Genomic DNA, 26,386 nt, shown 5'->3' with positions numbered 1-26,386 from the left:
GGGGTTTAAGTCTGCTTGGATGAAGCGGATTTCTGCGGCCGCTGGTGGCGCTCGACGAAGGCGCAGCTCGCGGCATAGGAGCGCGGGTCGCCTTCGGCCGCGTACTCCGCCACGAGATCGGACAGCTTTACGTCGGCAAGCGCCGCCCGATAGGCGCGCTCGGCCCTGAGCATCGCGGCGTTGATGCCGCAGGGCTTCACATAGGCCGAGGCGTCGATCTTGACCGGGCCGCGCTGGCGGATTTCGCCGCAGCGGAAGGCAGGCTCCCTGCCCTCGACCGCCAGCACGATATCGAGCAGCGTGATACGTTCCGCCGCCCGCGCCAGCCTGTAGCCGCCCGCCGGCCCCGGCACCGATTCAAGGATGCGCGCCGCCGTGAGCTGGTTGAGATGCTTCAACAGATAGCTCGGCGACAGCCCGAAACACTCCGCCAGCGCCGCGCCCGGCATGGTGCTGTTGCCGTCCACACTGGCCAGCGTCGCCGCGCAGTGGATGGCCGCCTCAACGCCATCGCCCAGTTTCATCGTGCCGATCTCCAATTCGTGGATATAACTTATCGTGGATAATTTTTATCTGCAATAGGAAAATGCAAATTGCTCTGCCATTCATCAAGGCAATGTGAGAGAACGGCGCTTCGCAGGACCTGGGTTCCTCGCACCCCGCAAAGCGGGGGAGAGGTGGCCCGGCGAAGCCAGGACGGAGAGGGGGACCACCCTCTGCGAAGCCAGAAACCGGTCAAGGACGAGGCGCAGGGAAAAAAGGCAATCAAGGCCGTCGGCGGTCCAGCCGCCGCGAAGGGCCCTCTCCGTCCCGGCTTCGCCGGGCCACCTCTCCCCACTGTCGTGGCGCGAGGAACCCGAGCTTATTCCGCCGCTACCTTGGCCATCGGATTGTTCGGATGCGTCGTCCAGTTGGCGTAGATCGGCGACACCGGCTTGCCAGTGCGTTGATCCACGACGCCGGCAGCCAGCGGCTCCATGGTGATGCAGCCTTCGACCGGGCAGACATTGACGCACAGATTGCAGCCGACGCATTCAGCCTCGATAACCTCGAAATGCCTCACACCATCCACCATGTTGGTGATCGCCTGGTGCGAGGTGTCCTCGCAGGCGATGTGGCAGCGGCCGCATTTGATGCAGGCGTCCTGGTCGATATGCGCCTTGGCGACATAGTTGAGGTTGAGATACTGCCAGTCGGTGACGTTGGGCGTGGCGCGGCCGATGATATCGGAGAGCGAGGCGTGGCCCTTCTCGTCCATCCAGTTTTCCAGGCCGGCGATCATCTCCTGCACGATCTTGAAGCCGTAGGTCATCGCCGCCGTGCAGACCTGCACATTGCCGGCGCCGAGCGCCATGAACTCGGCGGCGTCGCGCCAGGTGGTGATGCCGCCGATGCCCGAGATCGGCAGGCCGCGGGTTTCGGGATCGCGCGCGATCTCGGCCACCATATTCATGGCGATCGGCTTCACCGCCGGGCCGCAATAGCCGCCATGCGAGCCCTTGCCGTCGATGGTCGGCTGTGGCGCAAAGGAGTCGAGATCGACGCCGGTGATCGAGTTGATCGTATTGATCAGCGACACGGCGTCGGTGCCGCCGGCATGCGCGGCTCTCGCCGGCTTACGGATGTCGGTGATGTTGGGCGTCAGCTTGGTGATGACGGGCATGCGCGTGTACTGCTTGCACCAGCGCACCACCATCTCGATATATTCCGGCACCTGGCCGACCGCCGAGCCCATGCCGCGCTCGCTCATGCCGTGCGGGCAGCCGAAATTGAGCTCGATGCCGTCGGCGCCGGTCTCCTCGACCAAGGGCAGGATCGCTTTCCAGCTTTCCTCCACGCAAGGCACCATGATCGAGGCGATGAGCGCCCGGTCCGGCCAGTTTATCTTCACCTGCTTCATCTCGCGCAGGTTGGTCTGCAGGTCGCGGTCGGTGATCAACTCGATGTTGTTCAAGCCAAGCAGCCGGCGGTCGGCGCCCCAGATCGCGCCATAGCGCGGACCGTTGACATTGACGACCGGCGGCCCCTCTTCGCCGAGCGTCTTCCACACCACGCCGCCCCAGCCGGCCTTGAAGGCGCGCTCGACATTGTAGGCCTTGTCGGTGGGCGGCGCAGACGCCAGCCAGAACGGATTTGGCGACTTGATGCCGATGAAGTTGTTGCGGATGTCTGCCATGCTCATGCCCTCCCGTTAGAGGTCAGTGCCCGGTGGATGCTCTCGGCCGCGTCGCGCCCTTGCGCCACCGCCGATACGGTCAAATCGTCGCCGCCGAAGATGCAATCGCCGCCCGCCCAGACCTTTGCCAGCGACGTGCGTCCTTCGGCGTCGACCTTGATGCGGCCGCCTTCGAGCTCGATCGCCTCTGCGCTGCCGTTGAGATGCGCCGGCACAAAACTCTGGCCGATCGCCTTGAACACCTGGTCGGCGACGAGCGTGAGCCGCTCACCGGTGCCGACAAGCTTGTCGCCGCTCATAGCGGTGTATTCGAGCTCGATGGCCGAGACCTTGCCGTTCTCGCCAATGACGCGCTTGGGCTTCAGCCAGTGGCGGATGGTGACGCCGTTGGCGGCGGCCAGATCCTGCTCGAACTCCGAAGCGTTCATATGCTCCTGGCCGCGCCGGTAGCAGATCGTCACCTCTTCGGCGCCGAGCAGCTTCGACTGCACCGCGGCATCGACCGCCGTCATGCCGCCGCCGATGACGACCACGCGCCGGCCGACCGGCAGGCTGGAGAGGTCGCTCGCCTGGCGCAGTTCGGCGATGAACTCGACCGCGTTGGTGACGCCGTCGGCGTCTTCGCCCTCGGCGCGCAGCGCATTGACGCCGCCGAGCCCCATGCCGAGGAACACCGCATCATAGTTGCGCATCAGGTCGGCCAGTTGGAAGTCGCGGCCGAGCGCCTTGCCGTTCTGGATGTCGATGCCGCCGATCGCGGTGACATAGTCGACCTCAGCCTGGGCGAAATCGTCGACGCTCTTATAGGCGGCAATGCCATATTCATTGAGGCCGCCGGACTTCAGCCGTGCCTCCAGGATCGTCACCTCATGGCCATGGCGGGCAAGGCGATGCGCCGCCGCCAGCCCGGCCGGACCGGCGCCGACCACGGCGATGCTTTTCCCGGTCGGCTCGGCGCGCTTGTAGAACTGCTTGCCCTCGCTCATCGCGACATCGGTGGCGTAACGCTGCAGCCGGCCGATCTGCACCGGCTTGCCTTCGGCCACTTCGCGCACGCAGACCTCTTCGCACAGCGTCTCGGTCGGGCAGACGCGGGCGCACATGCCGCCAAGGATATTCTGGTCGAAGATCGTCTTGGCCGAGCCCAGCGGATTGCCGGTCGCGATCTGGCGAATGAACAGCGGGATGTCGATCGACGTCGGGCATGCATTCATGCAGGGCGCGTCGTAGCAGAAATAGCAGCGGTCGGATTCGACCAGCGCTTCGTGGTGATCGAGCGGCGGGTGCAGGTCGGAAAAATTGTCGGCATATTGCTCGGAAGACAGCCGGCCGCCGGCAATGCCCTCGATGAAATGACCAGTCGCCATTCCAGTTCCCCTTGTTGTCGTTTTGGGGAAGGCTAGCACGTTTTATTTTTTTATCAATTGGTCAATTTTCGGCCAAACCCCTGAAAAGGTTGAGTAAAAACATGACAAATTAAATCATGTTATAGCCGCCTCATTGATCTCTGCCGCGTCATGATTTGTGACCCGGTGGCCATGGATCGACCGGATCTCGTCCGCCACCAATTCCTGCAGCCGCCGCAGATTGCGGTCATGGATGCCGAAGGTCTCAAGATGGCTGACGGTGTTGTAGAGATATTCAGCACCCGAGCCGACATGGCCGCACGCGCGCGCCAGCACCCAAGCCACCTTCTCCAGCGGCTGCCCGAGCGACGTCCCCCTGCCCGTCACACCGACCCAGAAGCCCAGCGCCCGCACCCGACCTTGCGCCGTCCGCACCGGAACCCATCTGACGGAGGCGACGCTCTCGTGGTCGTCGATCTCGCGTCGCAGCAGCCTCTCGATCTGGGCGGTCTTGTCGTCGTCCGGCAGGCGGTAGATGACGCCGTCGCAACGTCCGCCGCGTTCAAGCGCCATCATCAGTCCGGGCTGCTCAGCGCTGCCTCTCCAGCGCACGAGATCCAGGCAGAAGGAGCGATGCCAGCCATGCGCCGAGGCGCGCTGCTGCTCGACCGACTCGAAGGCCGGTTTCCAGATCAGCGAGCCATAGGCGAACACCCAAAGCGGTCCCTCATCGGCTTCGTCGGCAAGACGCGTGGCGAGCGCGCCGAAATCGTCGTCGCTGAGCTGCGTCCACTCCCCGCTCGGACCGGGATCGATCTCCTCGCGATGGCAAAGAGCCACAAGCTCGGGCGTGAGCGACATCTGGCGCATGGAAGGCAAACCCCTCTTTGCCGGCAGCAAAGTCGAAAAGAGTGGGCTATGCAAGATCAGGAGCAAAGCGCCTTGCCGACCGGGATTTTCGGCCCATGTCGGATTTCTGTCGCCAGGATCGTCCTAGGATGGATCGAACCGCGATCGCTGCCTGAACCGGTGAGGAGACCGACCATGCCGAAATCCCCGCAACCTTTCTTCTGGTACGAACTGATGACCACCGACCTCGACGCCGCCGAGGCCTTCTACACCGCCGTTGTCGGCTGGAAGGCCGAGCCCTTCGACAACGCCCCCGGCATGCCCCGCTACATCGTGGTGAATTCCGCCGAGCGCGGCGTCGGCGGATTGATGACCATGCCGGAAGAACCCGCCAAGAGGGGCATGCCGCCAACCTGGCTGGGCTACATCTACACCAAGGATGTTGACGCCTCCACCCAGGCGCTCAAGGACGCCGGCGGCGCCGTGCACCGAGCGCCCGACGGTATTCCGGGCGTCGGCCGGTTCGCGGTCGTCGCCGACCCGCAGGGTGCGGCCTTCATGTTCCTGCAGCCCAATCAGCCTGACCAGCCGCCGGTGCCGGCAACCACGCTCGGTCATGTCGGCTGGCATGAGCTCTACACCTCGGACTGGAAAGCCGCCTTCAATTTCTATTCCACCCAGTTCGGTTGGACGAGCGCCGGCGAGTTCGACATGGGCGAGATGGGCATCTACAAAACCTTCGGCGCCGGTCCGGAATCCGGCGGCGGCATGATGAACAAGCCGCCGCAGATCCCGGTCCCCGTCTGGCAGTTCTATTTCAACGTCGACGCCATCGACGCCGCCGTCAAGCGCGTCACCGACAATGGCGGCAAGGTCATCATGGGGCCGATGGATGTGCCGAGCGGTCAATGGATCATCCAGTGCCAGGACCCGCAAGGCGCGCATTTCGCCTTGCTGGCACCGGTGAGGTAGAATTCTCTCTCCCTCGGAGCGGCCAATCGCATAAGGCGCTCCCACTCTCCGTCTCGGCTTCGCCGAGCCACCTCTCCCCCATTTCATGGGGGCGAGGAAACGCTAACGCGGATGTCGCAGCCTTGAAAGCTCGGGTTCCTCGCCCCCATGAAATGGGGGAGAGGTGTCCGCGCAGCGGACGGAGAGGGGGCAGCGCTGCCGTCTGCGATTGCGCTTCCCTCTTGGGAGAGGTGCGATCAACCCTCCGCAATTGCTGCGAAGGACGGGCAAGACTTATCCGGCTGGCGCCGCTCTCTTAAATTAGTCACTCCGGCGTCAGCACCGCCAGCTTCAGATCGGACTTCTTCGCGCCGCTGAGCTGGATGATCGCTGCGCCGCCGGCGAGCTTGAAGCGGATGCTCTTGCGGATGCCAGGGCAGGTCTTCACGCCGCTGAAGGCTGCCGATTTTACGGTCTTGCCATCCTGCACCACATCGATCCAGGCCTCGTCGGACAGGCTGAGCTGCAGCTCGCCATCAGGCGGCACCGTCACATTTGCTGTCGCGCCGAACGTGCCGGCTTTCGGTGCCCGCTCCGGCGGCACTTCGAAGCTGACGGTATCCACAGCCTCAAGCGAGAAATCCGCCGCTTGCCCGACCGTGAGGGTAGCGCCGGACTGCGCGGCGGGCGCCGCCGGAAACAGCGCCTGCTCGCGCTCGACCGGCCATTTGAAGGTCTCGCAGCCGGTATCGGCGGCCATGGCGAAGCTGGTGCCTGCAAGGATTGCGAAGAGGCCGATGATGACTTTTCTCATGATCAAGGAGACTCGCTTGGTTTGATCCATCACCCCTCTAGTACAACCATAGGGATATATATGCAACCATCGCGAGAAGAAACATGGGGACTCAAGCCATTTCGGCTCACCGATTGTTGATGGTTGGCCAAGGGAAGTGAGTGGTCCACTGCCGGGCGATAATCTAAGGCCCGAGCGGGGGTAAATGGAGTTTCGGATGAAGCTTTTCGAAAGCCTTGCTCAGTTCCGCCCGCAAGCGCTGGGCGTGTTGCGCATCATGACCGCCTTGCAGTTCATCGAACATGGCTCGCAAAAACTGTTCAACTTCCCGGTAAGCGCCCAGCCGCACGCCCTCACCGGCCTGACGACGGCTGCAGGTATCCTCGAATTCGCCGGCGGCATCCTCTTGGCGCTCGGTCTCTTCACCCGCCCGGTGGCGTTCCTCCTGGCCGGCGAAATGGCCATCGCCTATTTCATGGCGCACTTCCCGCGCGACTTCTTCCCGGCCAACAACGGCGGCGACGCAGCCATCCTGTTCTGCTTCGTCTTCCTCTACCTGTTCTTTGCCGGTTCGGGCGCCTTCGCGCTGGACAATCGCGACAGCGCCAGAGCCTGATGGCAGGATGCGCGCCAGGAGGCTTTTTGTTTTGACGCAATTCCGGACGGAAAACCGCTTCGCACTTTTCCTGGAATTGCTCTAGCCGCGCATCCGCTCGAAATTGGCGTCGAACAGCGGCGCCGCCTGGATGCGCGCCGCGTGACGCTGGCCGAGGATCTCGATCTCGAAACCGTCCGGTCTGTCGGCAATTTCCTTCGGCACATAGCCCATCGCAACCGATTTCTTGGAATTATGCGCGTAGCCGCCCGACGTGACCCAGCCGCGCACTACACCGTCATGCCAGATCGCCTCGTCGCCGATCACATCGGCATCGGCGGCATCGACGATGAAGGCGCGCAGCCGAAGCTTGCCGCCCTCTCGCCGCTCGGCGAGCGCCGCTTCCTTGCCGATGAAATCGGCGTCCTTGCCATAGGCGACGAAGCGGTCGAGCCCGGCCTCGACCGGCCCGTAGATCGGCCGGTATTCGCGCGCCCATGAGCCGTAGTTCTTCTCCAGCCTCAGCGCATTGAGCGCGCGCGAGCCGAACAGGCCGATGCCGAGTTCCTCTCCCGCAGCGAGCAGCGCCTGGTAGGCGGCGCGCTGGTATTCCGGCGCCACCCAGATCTCATAGCCGAGATCGCCGGTGTAGCTGACGCGGCCGACAAAACATGGCGCCAAGCCGATATCCATCCTGGCGACCGCCATGAAGGGGAAGCCCGCGTTGGAAACATCGGCGCGGGTGACCTTGGCGAGCACCTCCCTCGCCTTCGGACCGGCAATCGCAAGGCCGGTGAGCTTCTGGCCCAGCGCCTCGATCCGCACCGAGCCATCCTTGGGCAGATGCGCCTCGAACCAGCGCATGTGATACTGCTCGGCGATGCCTGAGCCGGCGACGAACCACTCTGCGTCGTCGATATTGGCCAAAGTGAAATCGCCGATCAGTCTGCCGTCGTCCTTCAGCATCGGCGCCAGCGTCATGCTGCCGCGCTTGGGCAGCTTGCAGGCGAAGATGCGGTCGAGCCATCCAGCCGCGCCCTCGCCCGTCACCCTGTATTTTGCGAAGTTGGAAATCTCCGAAAGCCCGACGCCGTTGCGTACCGCCGCGACTTCCTTGGCGACATGGTCGAAGTCGGTCGAACGCCGCCACGAGAACTCGTCCTTGACGCCGTCCGGCGCATACCAGAGCGGCACTTCGAGCCCGTAGGACACGCCCCATTGCGCGCCCCTGGCGGCCAGCGTGTCGTAGAGAGGCGTCGTCTTCAGAGGACGCCCGGCCGGCAGCTCCTCGTTCGGGAAGCGGATCGAGAAGCGGCGCGAGTAATTCTCGCGCACCTTGGCGTTGGTATAAGCCATCGTCGCCCAGTCGCCATAGCGCGCCACGTCCATGGCCCAGATGTCGGCGCCCGGATCGCCCTCGATCATCCAGTTGGACAGCGCGAGGCCAACGCCGCCGCCCTGGCTGAAGCCGGCCATCACGCCGCAGGCGACCCAGAAGCCCGGCAGGCCGCGCACCGGGCCGACCAGCGGATTGCCGTCCGCGGCGAAGGTAAAGGGGCCGTTGATGATCTGCTTGATGCCGGTCTTCTGGAAAGCGGGGAAATGGCGGAAGCCGACTTCCAGCGACGGCGCGATGCGGTCGATGTCCGGCTCCAGCAGCTCATGGCCGAAATTCCACGGCGTCTCGAATTCGGACCAGACCTTGTTGGCCTTCTCATAGGTGCCCATGAGCATGCCGCCGCGCTCCTGGCGCAGGTAGAGCTCGCCGTCGAAATCGACCGCGTGGATGATCTCGGTGCCGGTCTTCTTGTTCCAGTCGGCGACCTCCGGCATGTCCTCGGTGATCAGGTACATATGCTCCATCGCCAGCACCGGCAGTTCCAGTCCGACCATGCGGCCGACCTCGCGCGCCCACAGGCCGCCGGCATTGACGACATGCTCGGCGATGACATCCCCCTTGTTGGTGATGATGCGCCACAACCCGTCGGGACGGCGCACGATGTCCTCGACCTTGGTGAAGCGCTCGACCTCCGCGCCCAGTTTCCGCGCCGCCTTGGCATAGGCATGCGTCACGCCAGACGGGTCGAGATGGCCGTCCTCCTTGTTGCGCACCGCGCCGACGAACTGGCTGGGATCAATGAGCGGCATCAGTTCCGCCGCTTCCTTGGCCGAGATCACCTCGAGGTCGATGCCGAGATAGCGGCCCTTGGACACCACGCCGCGCAGCCAGTCGAGCCGCGCCTCGGTTGCTGCCAGAAGCACGCCGCCGGTCAGGTGCACGCCGGTCGCCTGGCCCGAAAGCTCCTCGATCTCCTTGTAGAGCGAGATCGTGTATTTCTGCAGCTTGGCGACGTTGGGATCGCCATTGATCGTGTGCATGCCGCCGGCCGCATGCCATGTCGAGCCGGAAGTCAGCTCGTCGCGCTCCAGAAGCACGACATCGGTCCAGCCATGGCGGGCGAGATGGAACAGCACCGAGCATCCGACGACACCGCCGCCGATGACCACGACCTTTGCATGCGACTTCATGGGTTCTTCTCGTTGGTTCAGTGAGTTGAGAGGTTGAAATGATTCAAGATGGAAAGCCGTTCCCTCACGGCTCGCCTTGCCCGATCGCTTGCTTCCGGCGCGCCATATAGGCTTCGAGCGCTTCGCGCATGGCGGGGTCCATGGCCGGCTGGACATATTCCTCCAGCGCCTTCTTCCACAGCCTGGTCGCGCGCGCCGTCGTGTCGAGCGCGCCGGCTTCCTGCCAGGCCTCGTAATTCTGCCAGTTGGAGAGCATCGGCTGGTAGAAGGCGGTGGCGTAGCGCTCCAGCGTGTGCGGTTCGCCGAAGAAATGACCCCCGGTCGACACCGCGCCCAGCGCCTCGACGGCGAGCTCCGCCTCGTCGACCATGATCGGCCGCAGGAATTCCATCATGTGCTGGATCATCTCGACATCGATGATGAGCTTTTCGAACGAAGCCGTCAGTCCGCCCTCCTGCCAGCCGGCCGCATGATAGACGAGATTGCCGTGGCCGAGCACCGCGCCCCACAGCGCCATCATCGTCTCATAGGCGCCCTGCGCATCGGCGGCGTTGGAGGCCGAGCCCGGCGTGGTGCGGTACGGCAAATTGTAGTGCCGCGCCAACTGCCCGGAGGCGATGTTGGCCTTGGTGTTCTCCGGCGTGCCGAAGGCCGGCGCGCCCGACTTCATGTCGACATTGGAGGTGAAGGCGCCATACATCACCGGTGCGCCGGGACGCACCAGTTGCGTCAGCACGATGCCGAACAGTGCCTCGGCATTCTGCTGCGCCAAAGCACCTGCGAGCGTCACCGGGCTCATCGCGCCCATCAGCGTGAACGGGGTGACGGCAACCGACTGGCCGTATTCGGCCATCGTCATCAGCCCCTCCGCCATCATCTCGTCGAAGCGGCGCGGCGAGTTGACCGAAATGATGGTGGTGACGGCGGGGTCCCGCGCCATCTCATCCAGCGTCAGTCCGCGCGCGATCGCCATCATCTCGATGCCGTCCAGCGCCCTGCCCCGCCCGATCGCCGAGACGTGGAAACATTTGTCAGTCAGCGTCAGATTGGCGAAATAGGTGTCCATATGCCTTGTGTTCGCCGGCAGCTCGATCGGCGCGCAGACCTGGTTGCCGAGCATATGGATGCAGTTGAAATGCTGCGCCAGCCGGACGAAGTCCTGATAATCTTGCATGTTGCCGGCGCGGCGGCCGCGCTCCATGTCGTGCACATTGGGCGGTCCGGCCACCAGCGTGAAGTTGATGGTGCTGCCGCCGAGATGGATGGCTCGAGCCGGATTGCGCGGGGTAAGCGTGTAGCTGCTGCGCGTCGACCGCAGCGCTTCCTCGACCATGCCGCGGTCGACCCGCACATTCATCGACCCGTGATCGACCTTGGCGCCGGCGCGCTCGAACAGCGACAGCGCCCGCGGGCTCATCACCTCGACGCCGAAATTCTCCAGGAGGTGCATCGATGCCTGGTGGATCGCCTCGATCTGGTCGGCCGACAACAGCGCCATCGGCGGATAGGGATTCTCCACCCGCCGCAGCGGCAGTTGCGGGATGGCGGCGGGTCCTCGGTTGCTGGTGCGCTCGGCGCCGCGCTTGCGTCTTGGTTCGCTCATGCGCGCATCAGAGCGCCGGTATCACAGGCGAGCTGTCAGGAATTCGCCATTTGCCGGCGCGATTTTAGCCAAGGCGGCATTTTTGGAAATCGACGAAGAGAATAGCGACGCAGTTGGTCGGAATATCGATACTGGATTTTTCGCGCTTCCCGCGTCAGCGTTAAGGAACCGCGCAAGACTCCTTTTATGATTTCGGCCTATTCGTCTTCCAATGCGTAGGTCGAGTTTTAGTAAAATTGTCGCTGTTTGCGTGCTGCTGGCGCTGTCGGCCTGCGCGACAGCGCCCAGCCACATCAACAATGTCTGCGCCGTGTTCGACCAGAATGACGGCTGGTTCGACAACTGGCAGTCCGCCGCCGAGCGGACCGAGCAGAAATACGGCATTCCCATTCCCGTGCTGATGGCGACGGTGCGCAAGGAATCCGGCTTCAAGAGCAATGCCCGCCCGCCGCGCACAAAGCTGCTCGGCTTCATCCCGTGGACTCATGTCTCGAGCGCCACGGGCTATTCGCAGGCGCTCGACGGCACCTGGTCGCAATATCAAAGCGAGACCGGCAACTGGGCGGCGCGCCGCACACGCTTCGCCGACGCCATCGATTTCGTCGGCTGGTACCACTCCAAGACCGCCGACACTTTCGGTGTCGCGCGCAACGACACCTACAATCTCTATCTCGCCTATTATCTCGGCTGGACCGCCTATGGCCGCGGCAACCGCGGCGACGCCGGCGTTCAAAGCTACGCACGCGCCACCGACCAGATGGCGCGCGATTATCAGGCGCAGCTACGGCAATGCGGCAGCTGACATCCGTAACGGGTTAGTGCCGCCTTGTCGTGTCCTTCGGCCTTGGGACACCGGTTTCCGAATCCTCGTCGCGCACTTCGTGGCGACGAGCTTTGAGCACAGCGTCGTTCTCCTCGACGCCCTCTCCGATCGCGTCGGCTTCCGCGCTGGCGTTTTTGCCGTCCGGACGCTGCGGCGGCGCACCGGCAAAGCCCGGCCCCACGCCATGCGGCGCATCATCCGGCACGCCTTCATGCGCGGCATGCTCCTTGTCGAACTTGATGACCGGCTCCATCTTGGCGAGCACGTCGTCCGAAAGCCAGCATAGGCTCGTATGGCCGCCGCCGAGATTTTTCACCGGCGGCACCTTCGTCTCGCACAGATTGTCCGGCACCAGCTTCTTGTAGCCGCAGCGCGTCTGGAACGGGCAGCCGGTCGGCGGGTTCATGGCCGACGGGATGTCGCCTTCGAGCACGATGTGCTTCTTGATGACGCTGGTGTCGGCGATCGGGATCGCGGACAGCAGCGCCTCGGTATAGGGATGGTAGGGCGGCGAGAAGATCTGGTCGGTCGTGCCCTGCTCGACGATGTAGCCCAGATACATGACCACGACGCGGTCGGCGATGTAGCGCACCACCGACAGATCGTGGCTGATGAACAGCATCGTCGTCTTGTTCTTGCGCTGGATGTCCATCAAAAGTTCGGTCACCGCCGCCTGCACCGAGACGTCCAGCGCCGAGACCGGCTCGTCGGCCACCACCACCTTGGCGTCGCCGGCAAAGGCGCGCGCGACGCCGATGCGCTGCTTCTGGCCGCCCGACAGCTGGCGCGGCTTGCGGGTCTCGAAGGCCCTGGGCAGCTTCACCAGGTCGAGCAGCTCCAGCATGCGCTGGCGTCGCTCGGCGACCGTCTTGCCGACATTGAACTTCTCCAGCGTGCGGATGATCTGTGAGCCGACCGTGTGGCTGGGGTTCAGCGTGTCGAAGGGGTTCTGGAACACCATCTGGATCGACGAGACGGTGTCGACGCCGCGGCTCTCGATGCCCGTCGACTGGATCTCCTTGTTGGCCAAGGTCACCGTGCCGGAGCTGGCGGTCTCGAGGCCGAGCAACACCTTGGCCAGCGTCGACTTTCCGCAGCCGGACTCGCCGACGATCGCCACCGTCTCGGATTCGCGCGCGGTGAACGAGATCGTCTCGTTGGCCTTGACGACGCGGCCTTCGCTGGAGCCGAACACCTCGCTGCCGCCGACCTTGTAGTATTTCTTGAGGTCCTGGATCTTCAGCACCGGCGCGCCGGGCTCGACCTTTTCGTTGACCTTCTTGGCGCCGGGCGGCAGCGCCTCCCAGTCGATCTCGTTGAAGCGCACGCAGCGCGAGAAATGCCCCTCATGGCCCTCAACCGGGACCATCGGGATTTCCGCAGCGTTGCAGACGCCCTCGACGAAATGGTGGCAGCGCGGCCCGAAATTGCAGCCCTTCGGCCGCTCATGCGGCAGCGGCAACTGTCCGGGAATGGAGATCAACGGCCGCGAGTTCTTGTCGGCGCCAGGCAGCGGGATCGAGCGGAACAGCCCTTGCGTATAGGGATGGCGCATCCGGTCGAACACGTCCTCGATCTTGCCGGTCTCGACCGCCTCGCCGGAATACATCACCGTGATACGGTCGCAGGTCTCGAGGATCAGGCCGAGATTGTGCGACACGAAGATCATCGAGGTGCCGAACTTCTCGCCCAGACCCTTGACCAGCTCGACGATGCCCGCCTCGACGGTGACGTCGAGCGCGGTGGTCGGCTCGTCGAGCAGAAGCAGCGCCGGCTTGGACAACAGCGCCATGGCAATCACGATGCGCTGCTGCTGGCCGCCGGAAAGCTGGTGCGGATAGGAGCGCATCATGCGCTCCGGGTCGGGCAGCCTCACCGCCCGCACCATCTCCAGCGCCCTGTTGTAGGCCTCCTCCTTCGACACCTTGTCGTGGATCAGCGGCACTTCCATCAGCTGCTGGCCGATCTTCATCGCGGGGTTGAGGCTCGCCATCGGCTCCTGGTAGATCATGGCGATCTTGTTGCCGCGGATGGCGCGCAGCTCCTCCTCGGAGAGCTCGCCCATGTCCTTGCCCTGGAACTTGATGCGCCCGCCGACGATCTTCCCGATGTTGGAGAGGTCGCGCATGATGCCGAGCGACACCGTCGACTTGCCGCAGCCGGATTCGCCGACGATGCCCATCGCCTCGCCGGGCATCACCGTGCAGGAGAAATCCATCACGGCCGGGATCTCGCCCTTGCGGGTGAAGAAGGAGATCGAGAGATTCTCGATCTCGATGATGGGTTGAGCCGGATCTCGAACCGCTTCGTTCATGGGTCGCTCCAATCCTAAATTGTTCCAGCAGGTAGGGCCTGAGCCCTCGCCATCAATCCTTCATCGACTGTTCGCGCAGCGAGTCCGCCAAAAGGTTGAGCCCCAGCACGAACGACATCAGGGCGATCGTCGGCGGCAGCGCCGGGTGGATGAAGGAACGCAGCAGCCGGCTGGCGTCCTTGATCGCGGTGCCCCAGTCGGGGCTTTCCGGCGCCAGCCCCAGGCCGAAATAGCCGAGCGTTCCGAGCAGGATCGTCGTGTAGCCGATGCGCAGGCACGCATCGACGATCAGCGGCCCGCGCGCATTGGGCAATATCTCCCAAAGCATGATGTACCAGGGCGATTCACCGCGCGTCTGCGCCGCCGCCACATAGTCGCGCGTCTTGATGTCCATGGTCAGCCCGCGCACGATGCGGAACACGCCGGGGCTGGAAGCGAACACCACCGCCACGAAGATGTTGAGCTGGTTGGGATCGATGTGGACAATGTGCAGCGGATCCTTGTCGAAGACCAGGCCGACATAAATCCAGCCACCGAGGATAAGCGTGATACCGAGCAGGATATAGAGCCGGTCCGGCCGGTTCTTGAAACGCGTCCAGAACAGGACGCTGAAGAAGATGATCGGGAACAAGAAGAACAGACCCGCCATCGCATAGGGGATCGGCGTGTCCATGATGCCCGGTGTCACCAGGAGGTAGAACAACAGGATCACCGGGAAAGCCAGCACCAGATTGGCGAGGAAGGACAGCAGCGTGTCAATCCTGCCGCCGTAATAGCCGGCCGGCAGGCCGAGCGTGATGCCGACCATGAGCGCGAAGCCGGTGGCGGCCGGCGCGATGATCAGCACGATCTGGCTGCCGTAGACCATGCGCGAGAACACGTCGCGGGCGAGCTTATCGCCGCCGAAATAATAGACCAGCTTCGACGCCGGCTCGATCGCGCCGGGCAGCGCGTCCTTCATCACCGAGACCTGCGCCAGGGGATCGAAGGGCGAGATGGTCGAAGCGAAGATCGCCGTGAACAGCCAGAACAGGCAGATGAAGACGCCGGCGATGCCGACGCCGCTGTCAAAGAGCTGGCCGTAAAGGCCAAGCCGCTTCTTATAGGCAAAGCTGACGCCCATCACCAGGATCAACGCGATCCACACCGGCCAGAAACGCCAGAGCACGCCGACAACGATGTCGAAGGCATTGATATACTCGGTCTGCATCGGCCCTGCCCCTTATTGAACCCTGATGCGCGGATTGAGGAACGCGTAGCCGACATCGGAGATGAGCTGCGTGATCAAGACGATGAACACCGAAACCAGCGAGCAGCCGAGCAGCAGGTCGATGTCGTTGTTGCCCGCAGCCTCGACCAGCGTATAGCCGAACCCCTGGTAGCGGAACATCACCTCGACGATGACGACGCCGGTGAGCAGCCAGGGAAACTGCAGCATGATGACGGTAAACGGCGCGATCAAAGCGTTGCGCAGCGCATGCTTGACGACCACGCTGCCGAAGGACAGACCCTTGAGGCGGGCAGTTCGGATGTATTGCTGCGTCATCACCTCCACCATCGAGGCGCGCGTCATGCGCGCGATGTAGCCGATGCCGTAGATGGCAAGTGTCATCACCGGCAGGGTGAAATTGTAGAAGGTGAGGCCCTGGCTGGCGGACGCAGCCGAGCCGTTCAGCCAGCCCAGCCAGGATGCGAAGATGACGGTGAAGATGACGCCCGAGACATATTCAGGCGTCGCCGTCGAGGCGATCGAAGCGACAGACAGCGTGCGGTCGGTGCGCGAGCCCTCGCGCATGCCGGCAAGGATGCCGATGAGCAGCGAGATCGGCACCATCACCACCAGCACCCAGAACATCAAAAGCCCCGTTGCGCCGAGCGCCGGAAAGAGCTTCGCCGCGACGGTCGTCTTGAATTTGGTCGAGCAGCCGAAGTCGCCCTGCAGCACGCCGGAGAATGTCGGCGCGACCGGGTCGTTGCAGAAGGAGAAGCGCTGCGCCGGTTTTCCAGTCGCCGGGTCGGTGATCGGCTGTTTGGGGAGAACCCCCAGCCACTGGCCGTAGCGCAGGAAGAAGTTCTGGCGGTAGCCATGGTTGGCCAGCCAGCTTTCCAGCTGTTCGGCGGAGGTGTGCATTTCTGTCTGGCTGATCGCCAGCTTCTTCAGATTGGGACCGAGATTGATCAGGAAAAAAACGACCAAGGTCAGGCACAGCATCGTCAGCGCCATGGTGCCGAGACGTCTCAGGATGAAAGAAAGCATGGCGGACCCCTGCCGATGGGTTGGGGGAGCCTGATTGCGCGACCACTCCGACGCGATGCGGGGCAAGCCGGCAAACTGACCTTCGAATGCAATCAACCCAGTTTATTGCATGACCCCATTCGACGAGTCCGCAACTTTTTCGTTGCAACGGCTCTCCGGTCCCGGGTCACGCGAGGAAGGGGACAAAGGGGCCGAGCGCCCCTTTGTCCGTTCGTTCCGATCAGGCCTGTTCCAGCCAGACCTTGCCGTAGTCGTGCTCGTAGGTCGGGTGCATTTTGAAGTTCTGCACCGCCTTGGTCGAGTGGCTGTAGAGCTTGCGCCAGTACGGCTGGATGATGATGCCGGAATCCTGCAGGATCTGCTCGATGTCCTTCATCATTTCCTTGCGCTTGGCCGCGTCGGCGACGGCAAGCGCGGCGTTGAGCTTGGTATCCCAGTCGGAATTCGACCAAGCAGTCTCGTTCCAGGCTTCACCGGTGCGATAGCCGATCGCCAGAACCTGCACGCCGAGCGGGCGCATGTTCCAGTTGGTCATCGACAGCGGATACTTCGTCCAGTCGTTCCAGAAGGTCGAGCCCGGCAGCACCGTGCGCTTCACCTTGATGCCGGCGTCGCGCAGCTGGGCTGCGATCGCGTCGCCGGTGTTCTTGTGCCAGTCCTCGTCGACCGTGATCAGCTCGTGCTCGAAGTCGGCCTGGCCTGCCTCCGCCATCAGGGCCTTGGCCTTGGCGGCGTCGCGCTTGATCTTCGGCAGCTCGAAATATTCCGGATGGATCGGGCTGACGTGATGGTTCTCAGCGGGCGTGCCGGCATTGCCGTAGCCGAGCTGCAGGACGACCGCGTTGTCGACGCCGAGCTGCAGCGCCTGACGAACCTTCTGGTTGTCGTACGGCTTGTGGTTGACATTGGTGCGGCAGACGATGGTCGCAGCCGTCACCACCTCGGATTTCACCAGGTCCATGCCGTCGAGGATCGAGACATAGTCGGCCGAGGTCTCGAAATTGGTGTGCACTTCACCAGCCTCGAAGGCGCTGACCATGGCGCCAGGATCGGTGCCGTAGTCGATGAACTCGATGCCGTCGAGGAACACCTCGCCGTCCCACCACTTGTTGTCTGCGCGGCGCTTGTAGACGACCTTCTGGCCGACGTCGTAGGAAACGAGCTCGAACGGGCCGGTGCCGATCGGGCAGGCTTTGAAATCGCCGCCCTTCTCGTCGAAGCTCTTGTGGACGATCAGGCCCGGATAATCGCACATGTTCGGGATCAGCGCGATGTCCGGCTTGCCGAGTTTCAGCTTGACGGTCATGTCGTCGACCTTGGTCACGGCGCTCTCGTCGAGCTTGTCGTCCTTGACAAGCGTGCCAAGGCGGCCGGGCATCGAGTTGCCTTCGGCCTTCTTGTCGGCCCAGCGCTTGAGATTGAAGATGACATCGTCGGCGGTGAAAGCATCGCCGTTCGACCAGGTCACGCCCTTGCGTACATGCAGCGTGTACTCGGTCGCGTCATCGTTCACGTCCCAGCTTTCCAGGAGATAGGGGCGGAATGTGTACTCGGTGGTGTACTTAACCAGCGGCTCAAGCGCCTGGCGCTCGGCATTGGCGATTTCCGACCAGTCGGCCTTGCGTGGATCCTTCGGATCCTTGACCCACTGCGCGACCTTCAGCGTGCCGCCCTTCTTGCCCTGTACGTCGTCGGCTTTCGCCGGGGTCGGATCGGCCAGACCGATCAGGCCGTAGGCCATCGCCGTGGACGCTCCGAAAACGCTGGCGAGCGCCAGGAATTCGCGACGATCGACCTTTCCCGCCTTGGCTTCTTCGGCCAACGCCAAGATATGATCAGGAACCTGATCACCATTGCTCTTATAGATTGCCATGACTTGCTCCCATTGTTGGCTTTCCGCCTTTTAACATTCCGCATCCGGACCGCGTTGTCAAAAAGACGGTATGGAGGAGGAACATGCCAGGGAATGTGCATCTTTGGCTGCAACCCGGTTCGCGTGATAGCGACAGTCTTGACGCAAATTTGTTATCGCGACGCGGATTCCCTAAAAAATTCCCGCGGGCCATTAAATCAATACATTTTATAAGGATAGCAGCCCCGTACCGGCGGTCGCCCCCGGTTCGCCTTGGCCAATCCGGCCCGGCACAACCTCAATATTCGCGTTCGTAAAAGACGCCGCCCTTGGCCTCGCCGGCGTCATTGGCTTCGCCGCGCAGCTTAACCCCGCGACCGACATTGAGGTCGATCGTCACCTTGCCGGAGCCTGGCTTGTCGCCCTTCTGTATCGTCACATAGGTGCGATCGTTGAGGTACTTGCCGGCCGAAACCGCGGTGCCGCCCTTCTCATCCGTCGTCACGTCGAGATCATCGACGCCGATGGCGCTTTGCAGGTTCTCGAGCAACGAGGTCGAACCGCCGATGCCGGCCAGTTGCGCGGCGGCGCTCGCAAGTTGCGCGATCTGCAGCGGCGACAGCTTGGACATGGATTGACCGAAGATGAGTTGTGCCAGGATCTCGTCCTGGGGCAGCGCCGGCACGGAGGAGAACGTGAACTTCGGATTGGTCGCCTCGCCTGAGACGACGACCGTGACTGTGGCGGTGCTCGTCGTGGTGGTCGCCGTCAAGTTGAGATAGGGCACCAGCGACCCCTGGAACCCGATCGTGCCATCGGTGAAGGTCAGTCGCTTGGAAAGGATGATCAGCCGTCCACGCTGCAGGGTGAAGGTGCCGATCGCCCTGGGCGCCGAAGCCGGGCCTGTCAGCTTCAGCGAGCCGCCGAGTTCGGCATCGACGCCCCTGCCCTGGATGAAGATCTGGTTCGGCGCGTTGACAGTCACGTCAAGCGTCAGGCCGCTGCCGCTGTTGCTGCTGCCGCCGGACGTCGCCGGGCGCAGTGCCTTGTCCTGCGCCCGCACGGACGCCGGAGCGTTCTTGTGCTTCACATCCAGCGCCGAGAGCGACCCCGGCAGCTTTTCCGGGACGGTGATGACCGTCCTCGCCAGGTTGATCGTGCCAGCCACCACCGGCGCCGAGACGAGCGGCCCCTTGACGGTCAGGTCGCCGCCGAGATTGGCGGTCACCACCCGGCCGTCAGTGTAGCGGCCGTCGGTGAGCTTGATCGACAGGTCGGCCGGGAAGCCCTGCGCCGGATTGATGCCCACGGTGCCGCTCGCCGACAGGCTGCCGCGCGTCGACAGTGTGCCGGTCAGGCGGTTGATCCTGGCCACCCCGCCGCCGATCGAGACTTCGGCGGCGATGTCGTTCACCGCCAGGCCGGAGCGCGCATCGATGAGGCGCGCGCCGGATGTCGTGACTTTGCCGCTGATAACCGGCGCGGATGCAGGACCACGCACTTGCACATCGACATTGGCGATGCCGTTGAGCGCCAGCCCTTGCGCGGCGAGCTTTGCGGCCAGGAAGGAGAACGGCACCTTGCCGTTGAAATCGAGCGCCAAGGTTGGCGTGCCCGCCGTCGTCACCGAGCCGCCGCCCTTGAGGCCGAGGCCGGCGCCGTCGCTGATGTTGGCGTCGAAGGCGAGCTTGTTGCCGGCAAAAGTGCCGGATGACGACACATTCATGCCGCCAAGGCCGGCGCCACGCGTCTGCGAGGTCTGCACGCCGGCGGCATCGATCTTGAAGGCGACCGAGGGGGTCGAAGGCTGGCCGGTCACCTTGACCGTGCCCGAGATCGAGCCGGCCGCGTCGAGACCCGGCGAGAAACTGTTGGCGAGCGAAATCGGCACCCGGGCGAGGTTGGCGTTGATGTCGAGCGCCTGCGCGACCTTGCCCGTCACCGTTGCCGTGCCGCCGCCGAGGTTGAGCACCAGCCGGTCGAGCGTGGTCACGCCATTGGCGACGGTCACCGTCGAGGCCTGCGCGATCGCGGCCTTGATGCCCTGCACGGTCGCCTGGCCGGAGGCGAGCTCGATGGTCGTGGTTCCGTTCGCCACTTTCACGCGCCCGGCGGCTTTGGCCGGGATGTTCTTGACGGTGGCCCCGCCGGAAAAACCGGTCCAGTCGCCGTCGCGCTTGAGATCGACATCGATGCCGGTGATGGCGGTGCCGCCGGAAGTCACGCTCTCCGCCCGCACCGTGCCGGCGATCACCGGTGCTGCCAGATAGTTCGCGATCTGCGCGTCGATGGCGACATTCCTGGCCGAGAGATCGCCGCGCTTGATCTCCGAGGTGTTCGCTTTGACCGCGACATTCGGCCCGTTGGCCGCCTTGGTAAAGGCGATCGTGCCGCGCACATTGCCTTCGGCCTTTTCCAGGGCCAGCGCAGCGAGCGGTCCGATATCTGGCAGGTCGAGCGAAACGGTGCCCACCGGCACGAAAGCATCGTCGAGCACGAGATCGCCGGAAAACTTGTTCGGTCCGAGGGACAGCAAAAGCCCGTTGATCGCGCGGCTGCCATTGGTGGTGGCGAGCGCGGCGCTGCCTTGCAAATTCTGCCCGGCGACATTGCCAGTGAGCTGCACATTGGCTGCCGGATTGGCGGCATCGGCTTTGCCGGTGGCCGTCAGCTTCAGTCCGGTGATCTCGCGCGCCGCCACGAGGAGCCGGTCGCTGTCCACCGTCATCGACAGGTCGGGCGCGGCGACCGGGCCTTGCGCGTTGAGGGCGAAAGCGATGGCGCCCTTGGCGTCCTTCGAGAGCCCCGAAACATCGCTCAACGCGCCTCTGATCCCGGCGGCCAGCTTGCCGTCGGCAAGGCTCGCCTGGCCATCGGCGCTAAGCGCGCCTGAATTGAGCTTGAGGCCGTCGATATTGACATTGCCATCGGCATCGCGCTTCAGCGCGGCGCTCAACTGCGCCGTCTCGCCCAGCATGCCGCGCACCGCTGCCGGCAAGGCCGAAGACGCGACCTCGGCCTTCATATTAAAGTCGACGGCGCCGTCGCCCAGCGATACCCGGCCGGCAACCTGGCTGTTGAGCGCATCGCTGGTCAGCGAGCCGCTGTCGACGGCGACCGAATCTGGAGCCAGCCGGCCATTGACCTTGGCGACCACCTTGCCGGCGATCAGCGGTGCGATCAACGGATTGTCGAGGCCGATCCTGTCCAGCGAGACCGTGCCGGAGACCGGGCCTGCCCGTCCCTTGAGGTCGAAGGCATCCGAATGCAGCGCCAGGGTGAGACCATCCACCTTCCCCTGGCTGGCGACGATGGACGGCAGGATGGCGGACACATCGAGCCGCGCTTGCGTGCTTTCGCCCGCCATCTTTGCCGACAAGGACTGGACTTCGATCTTGACCGGGCTGTCTGCGCGGCCGAGCGTCAACGGCAGGCTAGGCCCCGATGATAAAAGGTCGAGGGAGAAGTCGCTGGCGCCGTTGGGATTGAGGGTGCCGGCGGCCTTGCCTGAAATCTTGTCGCCCGAAAGCGTGGCGTGGTCCAGGGCGACGCCGCCCGCCAGCGTGTAGCTGCCAGCAGCATTGAGATCCAGCGGCCCGAGCCCCGCCTGCCGGGTCTGGCTGGTCTCGGCGCCCGCCACCTTGGCGTTGAACTGAACGTCGGGGTTGGACGATGGACCCGTGACGTGCGCGGTGCCCTCAAGCGTTCCGGCCCCGTCGAGGCCGGGCACGAAATCATTGCCGAGCGCCACCGGCAGGTTGGCGAGATTGGCCGTCAGGTCCAGGGTCTCACCGGCGCTGCCGGAAACCGTCGCCGAGCCGCCGCCGAGGTTGAGCGCGAGCTTCTCGATTGTCGTCACGCCATTGGCGATGGAAAGGCGGGATGGCTCGGCGATGGCCGCCTTGATGCCGCGCACCGTCGCCTCGCCGGACGTGATTTCCACGCTTGTCGTGCCGTCGGCGATCTTTACCCGCCCGGTGGCGGTGGCCGGAATGCCGGACGCCGTGGCGCCGCCGGTAAAGTTGGTCCAGTCGCCATCGCGCTTCAAATCGATGCCGATGCCGCTGATGACCGTGCCGCCGGAGGTCACATTGTCGGCCTTGATCGTGCCCGAGATCGCCGGCCCCTTGAGATAGTTTGCGATCAGCGCGTTGACGGTGATGGCTTTCGCCGCCAGGTCGCCCCGCGCGATCGAGGTGCTGGCCGCATTGATAGTGACGGTCGGCGCCTCGCCCTCCTTGGCAAAGACGATCGTGCCGTTGATGTCGCCTGTGGCGGTCTGGTTTGCCAGCGCGGCGAGCGGCCCGATATCGGGCACGGCAAGCGTCAGCGTGCCGAGCGGCAGGAACTTGTCGTCGAGCGCGAGATCACCCGACACCTTGTTGTCGCCGAGCGCCAGGCTGAGCCCTTTGATCGAACGCTTGCCGTCGGCGGTCACCAGCGAAGCCTCGATGTCGAGCGCCTGCCCCTCGGCATTGCCGGTCAGCGAGATATCGGCGGTCGGATTGGCGACATCGGCCTTGCCCTTGGCCGAGAGCTTGATGTCCTTCACGGTGCGGCCCGCCGCCGTCAGGCTGGTGCTGTCTGCCGACACGGTGAAATCCGGCGCCAGACGCGGACCGCTTGCGCTCAGAGCGAAGTTGACCCCGCCCGCAAGCGGTGTGCCGGCAAGCGACGACAGCGGCGAGACGTCGCCCAACGTGCCCTTGACGCTGGCCTGGAGGTCCGATCCCTGCATGCTGCCGGTGCCGCTGGCGCTGAGCGAGCCGGAGCTGATCTCCAGCGAGTTGGCGGCGAACGCGCCTTGCGGATCGCGCGTGGCGCTGGCCGAGAATTTCACCCGCTCGCCGAGCAGCGAGCTGATCTGCGGCGGCAATGCCTTGGAATCGGCGTCGGCATTCATCTTCAGCGTCATCGACAGGTCGGCGAGCGCCACATTTGCCGTCAGCCCGGCATTGAGCGCATCGCTGCGCAAGGTGCCCTTGTCGATGGCCACGGACTCGCGGCTGATCGTGCCGGAAAGATCGGCGGCGAGCTTCCCGGTCACCAGCGGCGCCAGCGTGGCGACGTCGGTCTTCAGCCCGGCGGCGGCAAGCTTGATGCTGACCGGTCCGCTGCGGTTTTCGATGTCGAAGCCGTCGGAATGGATCGCGCCGGTGATATTGTTGAGTTGGGTGCCGCCGACGGCGACCGAGGTGAGCGACGTGCCGATATCGACCATCGGCGCCTTGCCGTCGCCGAAGGCGCGCACCGTGGCCTTCTCGACGGCGACCAGGATCGGCACGGCGCTATTGCCGACATCGATGGTGACGGGCTTGTCCTTGGCGGCAAGCTCGACGGCCAGGTCGCTGGCGCCCTTCGGATCGACGTTGCCGGTTGCGGTGCCATGCACGGAGTCGCTCTCGATGATGGCCTGCTCGATATCGATCCCACCCGCCGTGGTCGCCGTGCCGGCGACGTCGAAGCTCGTCTTGCCGGCAAACAGCGACTTTATCTTCTCCGGCAGGAACGCTTCGAACTGGCCGTCGCCCTTGGCCTCGATGCGGTGGCCCTTGTCGGTGAGCTGGTGCCGGCCGGTCAGTTGGCTGATGATCTGGCCATCGACCATGAAGGTGCCGACACCGCTCCAATTGGCCAAGGGCCCGCTGCCGGAAACGACGATGTTGACGGGCGGCGCATCCGGCAGCTTGAGCAGATTGGCGATGATGCCGCCGGCCGGCTCCGACGCCTTGAGATCGAGGTCGAGCTTGTTGTCGGCCGGCGCGAAATGGATCTTGGCGTCGACATTGCCTTGTTTGCCGTCATGGCGGGAGACATTGAGCACGCTCTCGATCGCCAGCGGCGAGGGATCGGCCCTGAGCGAGCCTTTGGCGGCCAGTTCGGCGATGCCGCTGCCGGCAAGCTCCTGTCCGAGCGCGATCTCCGGCAGGTCGATCTGCCTCACGTCGATCGACACCGGCAGGCTGGACGAGCCGCCCTGCGATGGCTGCTGGCTCGGCTGCGGCAGCCGCGCCAGTTCGATCCGCTCGGCGGCGAAGCGGTCAGCATTGAAATTCCGGGAGAGCAGCGCCGTCGGCGACCAGTCGAGCGCCACGTTGCGTGCGACCATCCAGGGGCCGGCGCGGTCCTCCAGCACGACATGATCGACCCTGAGCGCCCCCGACCAGATGCCTTCGATGCCAGCGACCGTAATCTTCCGGTCCTCGCTCGAGGCCATCTTCGAGATCAGGCCGGCGAGGTTCTGGCGGCCGCCTTCGGTGCCGGTCAGGACGACGAGAGCGCCGATAGCCACCACCAGCAGGACGAGCAGCGTGTAGATAATAATGCGGAGGATGCGCCAGAAAATCTTCATCGTCAGAACGCTTGGCCGATGCCGGCATAGATGCCGAAATGCGGATCGCCCGGATCGCGGTTGAGCGGCACCGCCGCGTCGATGCGAAGCGGCCCGAACGGGGTAATATAGCGCAGGCCGACGCCCGCGCCGACCTTAACACCCGAGAAATCCGGGAAGGATTTGATCGAGACCGTGCCGGCATCGACGAACGGAACAATGCCGACCGTGTCGGTGACGCCGATACGCATCTCCACCGAGGTTTCGAAGAAGGACAAGCCGCCGATCGGCTGGCCGTCAATATCCTTCGGGCCGATGCCCTGGTAGGAATAACCGCGCACCGAGCCGCCGCCGCCGGAATAGAAGCGCCGGTCGGCGGGCACGTTCTGCAGGCCGGTGCCGACGATCGAGCCCAGCGTTGCGCGTTCGGCCAGCACGAATCGGCTTGCCGTGTCCAGCGACTGATAGGTGTAGCCCTCGCCCTTCAGCTTCAGGAAGGTCGCGCCGTTCAATATGTCATAGCTCGGCTCGGCATAGGCGAGGAAGCGGAACCCCCTGGTCGGGTTCAGCTTGTTGTCGCGGTTGTCAAAGACATATTGCAGCGGCACGCTGGCGATCAGGTAGGTATGCTTGCCGAAAGCGTCGGTGATCCGCGAATAGTCGAGGTCGAATTCGGCCGAGACCCGCTGCTGCTTGTCGAGGTCGTAGGAAACGCCGACGTCGCCCTTGACCGAGAAATGGTCATAGGCATCGGGGTGCTCGAACACAGTCTTGACGCCGGTGAAGAATTTCGACGTCGGCCCGAGCACGCCCGGCTTCTCGAACATGACGCCGGCATTGTAGTTGAGCGCCGAAAGGCTGTTGCTGCCGATGCCGCTGATGGACCCGTCGATACGCAGCTTCTCGGCCTGGCCGAACAGGTTGCGGTGTCCCCAATAGCCTTCCAGCCCGAGCCCTTCGGTATTCGAAAACGTGCCGCCGAGGCCGAAAAAGCGCGGCTTGCGCTCGCTGACCTGGACGTCGATCGGGATATTGCCGTTGGCGTCGAGGCTGTCGCCTTCCTTGATGGTCACGCTGTTGAAGACCTCGAGGCCGAGCAGCCGGTCGCGGGCATCGTCGATCTCCTGCGGCGAATATTGCTGGCCCCGCTTCAGCCCGGTCATGTATTCGGTGAAGTCGCGATCGACCTTTTCCGTGCCCTCGACTGTCGTGTCGCCATAAGCGGCGACCGGGCCGGCGGCCACCGTGAGCGTGACGTCCAGCGTCGAGCTTGCATGCTCGGCGACTATCTCGCGGTCTGTGATCTTTGCAAGCGGCCTGCCCTCGTCCTTCAGCGCCCGCACAATCAGGGCCTCGGCCTTGAGCACGGCGCCGGAGCCGGCATCGCCGCCGGCGATCAGCCCGAAATCGGCGCTCGCCAGCCCCGCGGCATCGCCCTTCAGCCGGATATTGCCCAATGTGAATTTCGCCCCGGGCGCGACGCTGATGACGACCGGAATGGGCTGCGGCCCCTTGAATTCGGCGTCCGGCGGCAATTCGTCGATCGATTTGCCTTCGATCGTTATCGTGACCACGCCTTCATACCGGGCATCGGCGTAGAGCGCGGCGACCAGTTGTTCGCGGTCGCCGCGCGCCTTGGCCATCAGGCCGAGCGATCCCGACACCGGATGGTCCTCGTCATTCTTCAGCGCCGAGGCGTTTTCGAGCCTTTTCACCAGATCCTTGTCGGCATCAGGCGCATTGAGCGTCACGGAATAGCGAAGCGGATCGACGATGTCGGCATCCTCGTCCTTGGACGAGCCCCAGAGCTTGATGCCGAAAATCTCGAAAGCCGCCGCCGGACGCGCCTCGCCCGCCAGAATTGCAGCGCAAAACAGCGCGAAAAGCAGGGCGCGCGGAAGCCCGCGCCCTGGCGCGACCCCTCCTGACATCTGCGTTTCATGCGCCGGCATTAAGACAACCTAGTC

Annotated in this window: 16 protein-coding genes; 3 read left to right on the top strand and 13 right to left on the bottom strand. The window is 64.1% G+C overall.

Annotated features, from left to right (window positions below; genetic code table 11):
* Nucleotides 1-5 precede the first annotated feature (5 nt).
* The 4 genes from EJ072_RS26130 to EJ072_RS26115 all read right to left on the bottom strand — a co-directional run bounded on the left by EJ072_RS26130 (nt 6) and on the right by EJ072_RS26115 (nt 4,392).
* Entirely contained in the window at nt 6-524 is a 519-nt protein-coding gene (locus EJ072_RS26130) for an Rrf2 family transcriptional regulator (protein ID WP_126081947.1), read from the bottom strand.
* 338 nt (nt 525-862) lie between these two features.
* The gene (gene preA, locus EJ072_RS26125) at nt 863-2,176 is read right to left on the bottom strand and encodes an NAD-dependent dihydropyrimidine dehydrogenase subunit PreA (RefSeq protein ID WP_126081946.1); all 1,314 of its coding nucleotides are present in this window, start codon (nt 2,174-2,176) and stop codon (nt 863-865) included.
* Nucleotides 2,177-2,178: 2 nt separating this feature from the next.
* Nucleotides 2,179-3,543: an NAD(P)-dependent oxidoreductase gene (locus EJ072_RS26120; RefSeq protein ID WP_126081945.1), complete on the bottom strand. Its 1,365-nt coding sequence runs from the start codon at nt 3,541-3,543 to the stop codon at nt 2,179-2,181.
* 114 nt (nt 3,544-3,657) lie between these two features.
* A complete protein-coding gene (locus EJ072_RS26115; RefSeq protein WP_126081944.1) occupies nt 3,658-4,392 on the bottom strand; it encodes a gamma-glutamylcyclotransferase in 735 nt (244 codons plus the stop codon).
* Between the two features lie 174 nt (nt 4,393-4,566).
* Here EJ072_RS26115 and EJ072_RS26110 point away from each other — a divergent pair, with 174 nt between their 5' ends.
* On the top strand, nt 4,567-5,343 hold the full coding sequence (locus EJ072_RS26110; RefSeq protein ID WP_126081943.1) for a VOC family protein: 777 nt from the start codon (nt 4,567-4,569) through the stop codon (nt 5,341-5,343).
* A gap of 304 nt (nt 5,344-5,647) precedes the next feature.
* Here the strand turns inward: EJ072_RS26110 and EJ072_RS26105 are convergent, their stop codons facing one another.
* Nucleotides 5,648-6,136, bottom strand: coding sequence for a hypothetical protein (locus EJ072_RS26105; protein WP_126081942.1), 489 nt, complete (start codon nt 6,134-6,136; stop codon nt 5,648-5,650).
* Nucleotides 6,137-6,332: 196 nt separating this feature from the next.
* Between EJ072_RS26105 and EJ072_RS26100 the strand changes: the two genes are divergently transcribed.
* Nucleotides 6,333-6,731 (top strand): DoxX family protein, encoded by a 399-nt coding sequence (locus EJ072_RS26100; RefSeq protein ID WP_126081941.1) that lies wholly within the window; start codon nt 6,333-6,335, stop codon nt 6,729-6,731.
* Between the two features lie 81 nt (nt 6,732-6,812).
* Here EJ072_RS26100 and EJ072_RS26095 read toward each other — a convergent pair whose 3' ends face one another.
* The gene (locus EJ072_RS26095) at nt 6,813-9,239 is read right to left on the bottom strand and encodes an FAD-dependent oxidoreductase (protein WP_126081940.1); all 2,427 of its coding nucleotides are present in this window, start codon (nt 9,237-9,239) and stop codon (nt 6,813-6,815) included.
* 64 nt (nt 9,240-9,303) lie between these two features.
* Complete coding sequence (locus EJ072_RS26090; RefSeq protein ID WP_126081939.1) at nt 9,304-10,842, bottom strand: trimethylamine methyltransferase family protein; 1,539 nt, start codon at nt 10,840-10,842, stop codon at nt 9,304-9,306.
* 211 nt (nt 10,843-11,053) lie between these two features.
* On the opposite strand from EJ072_RS26090, the gene EJ072_RS26085 reads away from it, so the two are divergent.
* Complete coding sequence (locus EJ072_RS26085; RefSeq protein WP_126081938.1) at nt 11,054-11,644, top strand: hypothetical protein; 591 nt, start codon at nt 11,054-11,056, stop codon at nt 11,642-11,644.
* Nucleotides 11,645-11,657: 13 nt separating this feature from the next.
* Here the strand turns inward: EJ072_RS26085 and EJ072_RS26080 are convergent, their stop codons facing one another.
* From EJ072_RS26080 to EJ072_RS26055, 6 genes are all read right to left on the bottom strand, one after another.
* The gene (locus tag EJ072_RS26080) at nt 11,658-13,979 is read right to left on the bottom strand and encodes an ABC transporter ATP-binding protein (RefSeq protein WP_126081937.1); all 2,322 of its coding nucleotides are present in this window, start codon (nt 13,977-13,979) and stop codon (nt 11,658-11,660) included.
* A 52-nt stretch (nt 13,980-14,031) separates the two neighbouring features.
* A complete protein-coding gene (locus EJ072_RS26075) occupies nt 14,032-15,189 on the bottom strand; it encodes an ABC transporter permease (protein ID WP_126081936.1) in 1,158 nt (385 codons plus the stop codon).
* 12 nt (nt 15,190-15,201) lie between these two features.
* Nucleotides 15,202-16,236, bottom strand: coding sequence for an ABC transporter permease (locus EJ072_RS26070; RefSeq protein ID WP_126081935.1), 1,035 nt, complete (start codon nt 16,234-16,236; stop codon nt 15,202-15,204).
* Nucleotides 16,237-16,456: 220 nt separating this feature from the next.
* Entirely contained in the window at nt 16,457-18,109 is a 1,653-nt protein-coding gene (locus EJ072_RS26065) for an ABC transporter substrate-binding protein (protein ID WP_126081934.1), read from the bottom strand.
* A gap of 277 nt (nt 18,110-18,386) precedes the next feature.
* The gene (locus EJ072_RS26060; protein WP_126081933.1) at nt 18,387-24,440 is read right to left on the bottom strand and encodes a translocation/assembly module TamB domain-containing protein; all 6,054 of its coding nucleotides are present in this window, start codon (nt 24,438-24,440) and stop codon (nt 18,387-18,389) included.
* Between the two features lie 2 nt (nt 24,441-24,442).
* On the bottom strand, nt 24,443-26,371 hold the full coding sequence (locus EJ072_RS26055) for an autotransporter assembly complex family protein (RefSeq protein WP_126081932.1): 1,929 nt from the start codon (nt 26,369-26,371) through the stop codon (nt 24,443-24,445).
* Nucleotides 26,372-26,386 lie beyond the last annotated feature (15 nt).

Source organism: Mesorhizobium sp. M2A.F.Ca.ET.046.03.2.1 (assembly GCF_003952425.1).
In the GTDB taxonomy this organism is placed as follows: domain Bacteria; phylum Pseudomonadota; class Alphaproteobacteria; order Rhizobiales; family Rhizobiaceae; genus Mesorhizobium.
This window is presented reverse-complemented; position numbering and strand designations above follow the sequence as displayed.

What these genes read in the sequence shown, in the direction of transcription:
- EJ072_RS26130 (WP_126081947.1), bottom strand. Translation starts at nt 524, where the DNA reads ATGAAACTGGGCGATGGCGTTGAGGCGGCCATCCACTGCGCGGCGACG.
- preA (WP_126081946.1), bottom strand. Translation starts at nt 2,176, where the DNA reads ATGGCAGACATCCGCAACAACTTCATCGGCATCAAGTCGCCAAATCCG.
- EJ072_RS26120 (WP_126081945.1), bottom strand. Translation starts at nt 3,543, where the DNA reads ATGGCGACTGGTCATTTCATCGAGGGCATTGCCGGCGGCCGGCTGTCT.
- EJ072_RS26115 (WP_126081944.1), bottom strand. Translation starts at nt 4,392, where the DNA reads ATGCGCCAGATGTCGCTCACGCCCGAGCTTGTGGCTCTTTGCCATCGC.
- EJ072_RS26110 (WP_126081943.1), top strand. Translation starts at nt 4,567, where the DNA reads ATGCCGAAATCCCCGCAACCTTTCTTCTGGTACGAACTGATGACCACC.
- EJ072_RS26105 (WP_126081942.1), bottom strand. Translation starts at nt 6,136, where the DNA reads ATGAGAAAAGTCATCATCGGCCTCTTCGCAATCCTTGCAGGCACCAGC.
- EJ072_RS26100 (WP_126081941.1), top strand. Translation starts at nt 6,333, where the DNA reads ATGAAGCTTTTCGAAAGCCTTGCTCAGTTCCGCCCGCAAGCGCTGGGC.
- EJ072_RS26095 (WP_126081940.1), bottom strand. Translation starts at nt 9,239, where the DNA reads ATGAAGTCGCATGCAAAGGTCGTGGTCATCGGCGGCGGTGTCGTCGGA.
- EJ072_RS26090 (WP_126081939.1), bottom strand. Translation starts at nt 10,842, where the DNA reads ATGAGCGAACCAAGACGCAAGCGCGGCGCCGAGCGCACCAGCAACCGA.
- EJ072_RS26085 (WP_126081938.1), top strand. Translation starts at nt 11,054, where the DNA reads ATGCGTAGGTCGAGTTTTAGTAAAATTGTCGCTGTTTGCGTGCTGCTG.
- EJ072_RS26080 (WP_126081937.1), bottom strand. Translation starts at nt 13,979, where the DNA reads ATGAACGAAGCGGTTCGAGATCCGGCTCAACCCATCATCGAGATCGAG.
- EJ072_RS26075 (WP_126081936.1), bottom strand. Translation starts at nt 15,189, where the DNA reads ATGCAGACCGAGTATATCAATGCCTTCGACATCGTTGTCGGCGTGCTC.
- EJ072_RS26070 (WP_126081935.1), bottom strand. Translation starts at nt 16,236, where the DNA reads ATGCTTTCTTTCATCCTGAGACGTCTCGGCACCATGGCGCTGACGATG.
- EJ072_RS26065 (WP_126081934.1), bottom strand. Translation starts at nt 18,109, where the DNA reads ATGGCAATCTATAAGAGCAATGGTGATCAGGTTCCTGATCATATCTTG.
- EJ072_RS26060 (WP_126081933.1), bottom strand. Translation starts at nt 24,440, where the DNA reads ATGAAGATTTTCTGGCGCATCCTCCGCATTATTATCTACACGCTGCTC.
- EJ072_RS26055 (WP_126081932.1), bottom strand. Translation starts at nt 26,371, where the DNA reads ATGCCGGCGCATGAAACGCAGATGTCAGGAGGGGTCGCGCCAGGGCGC.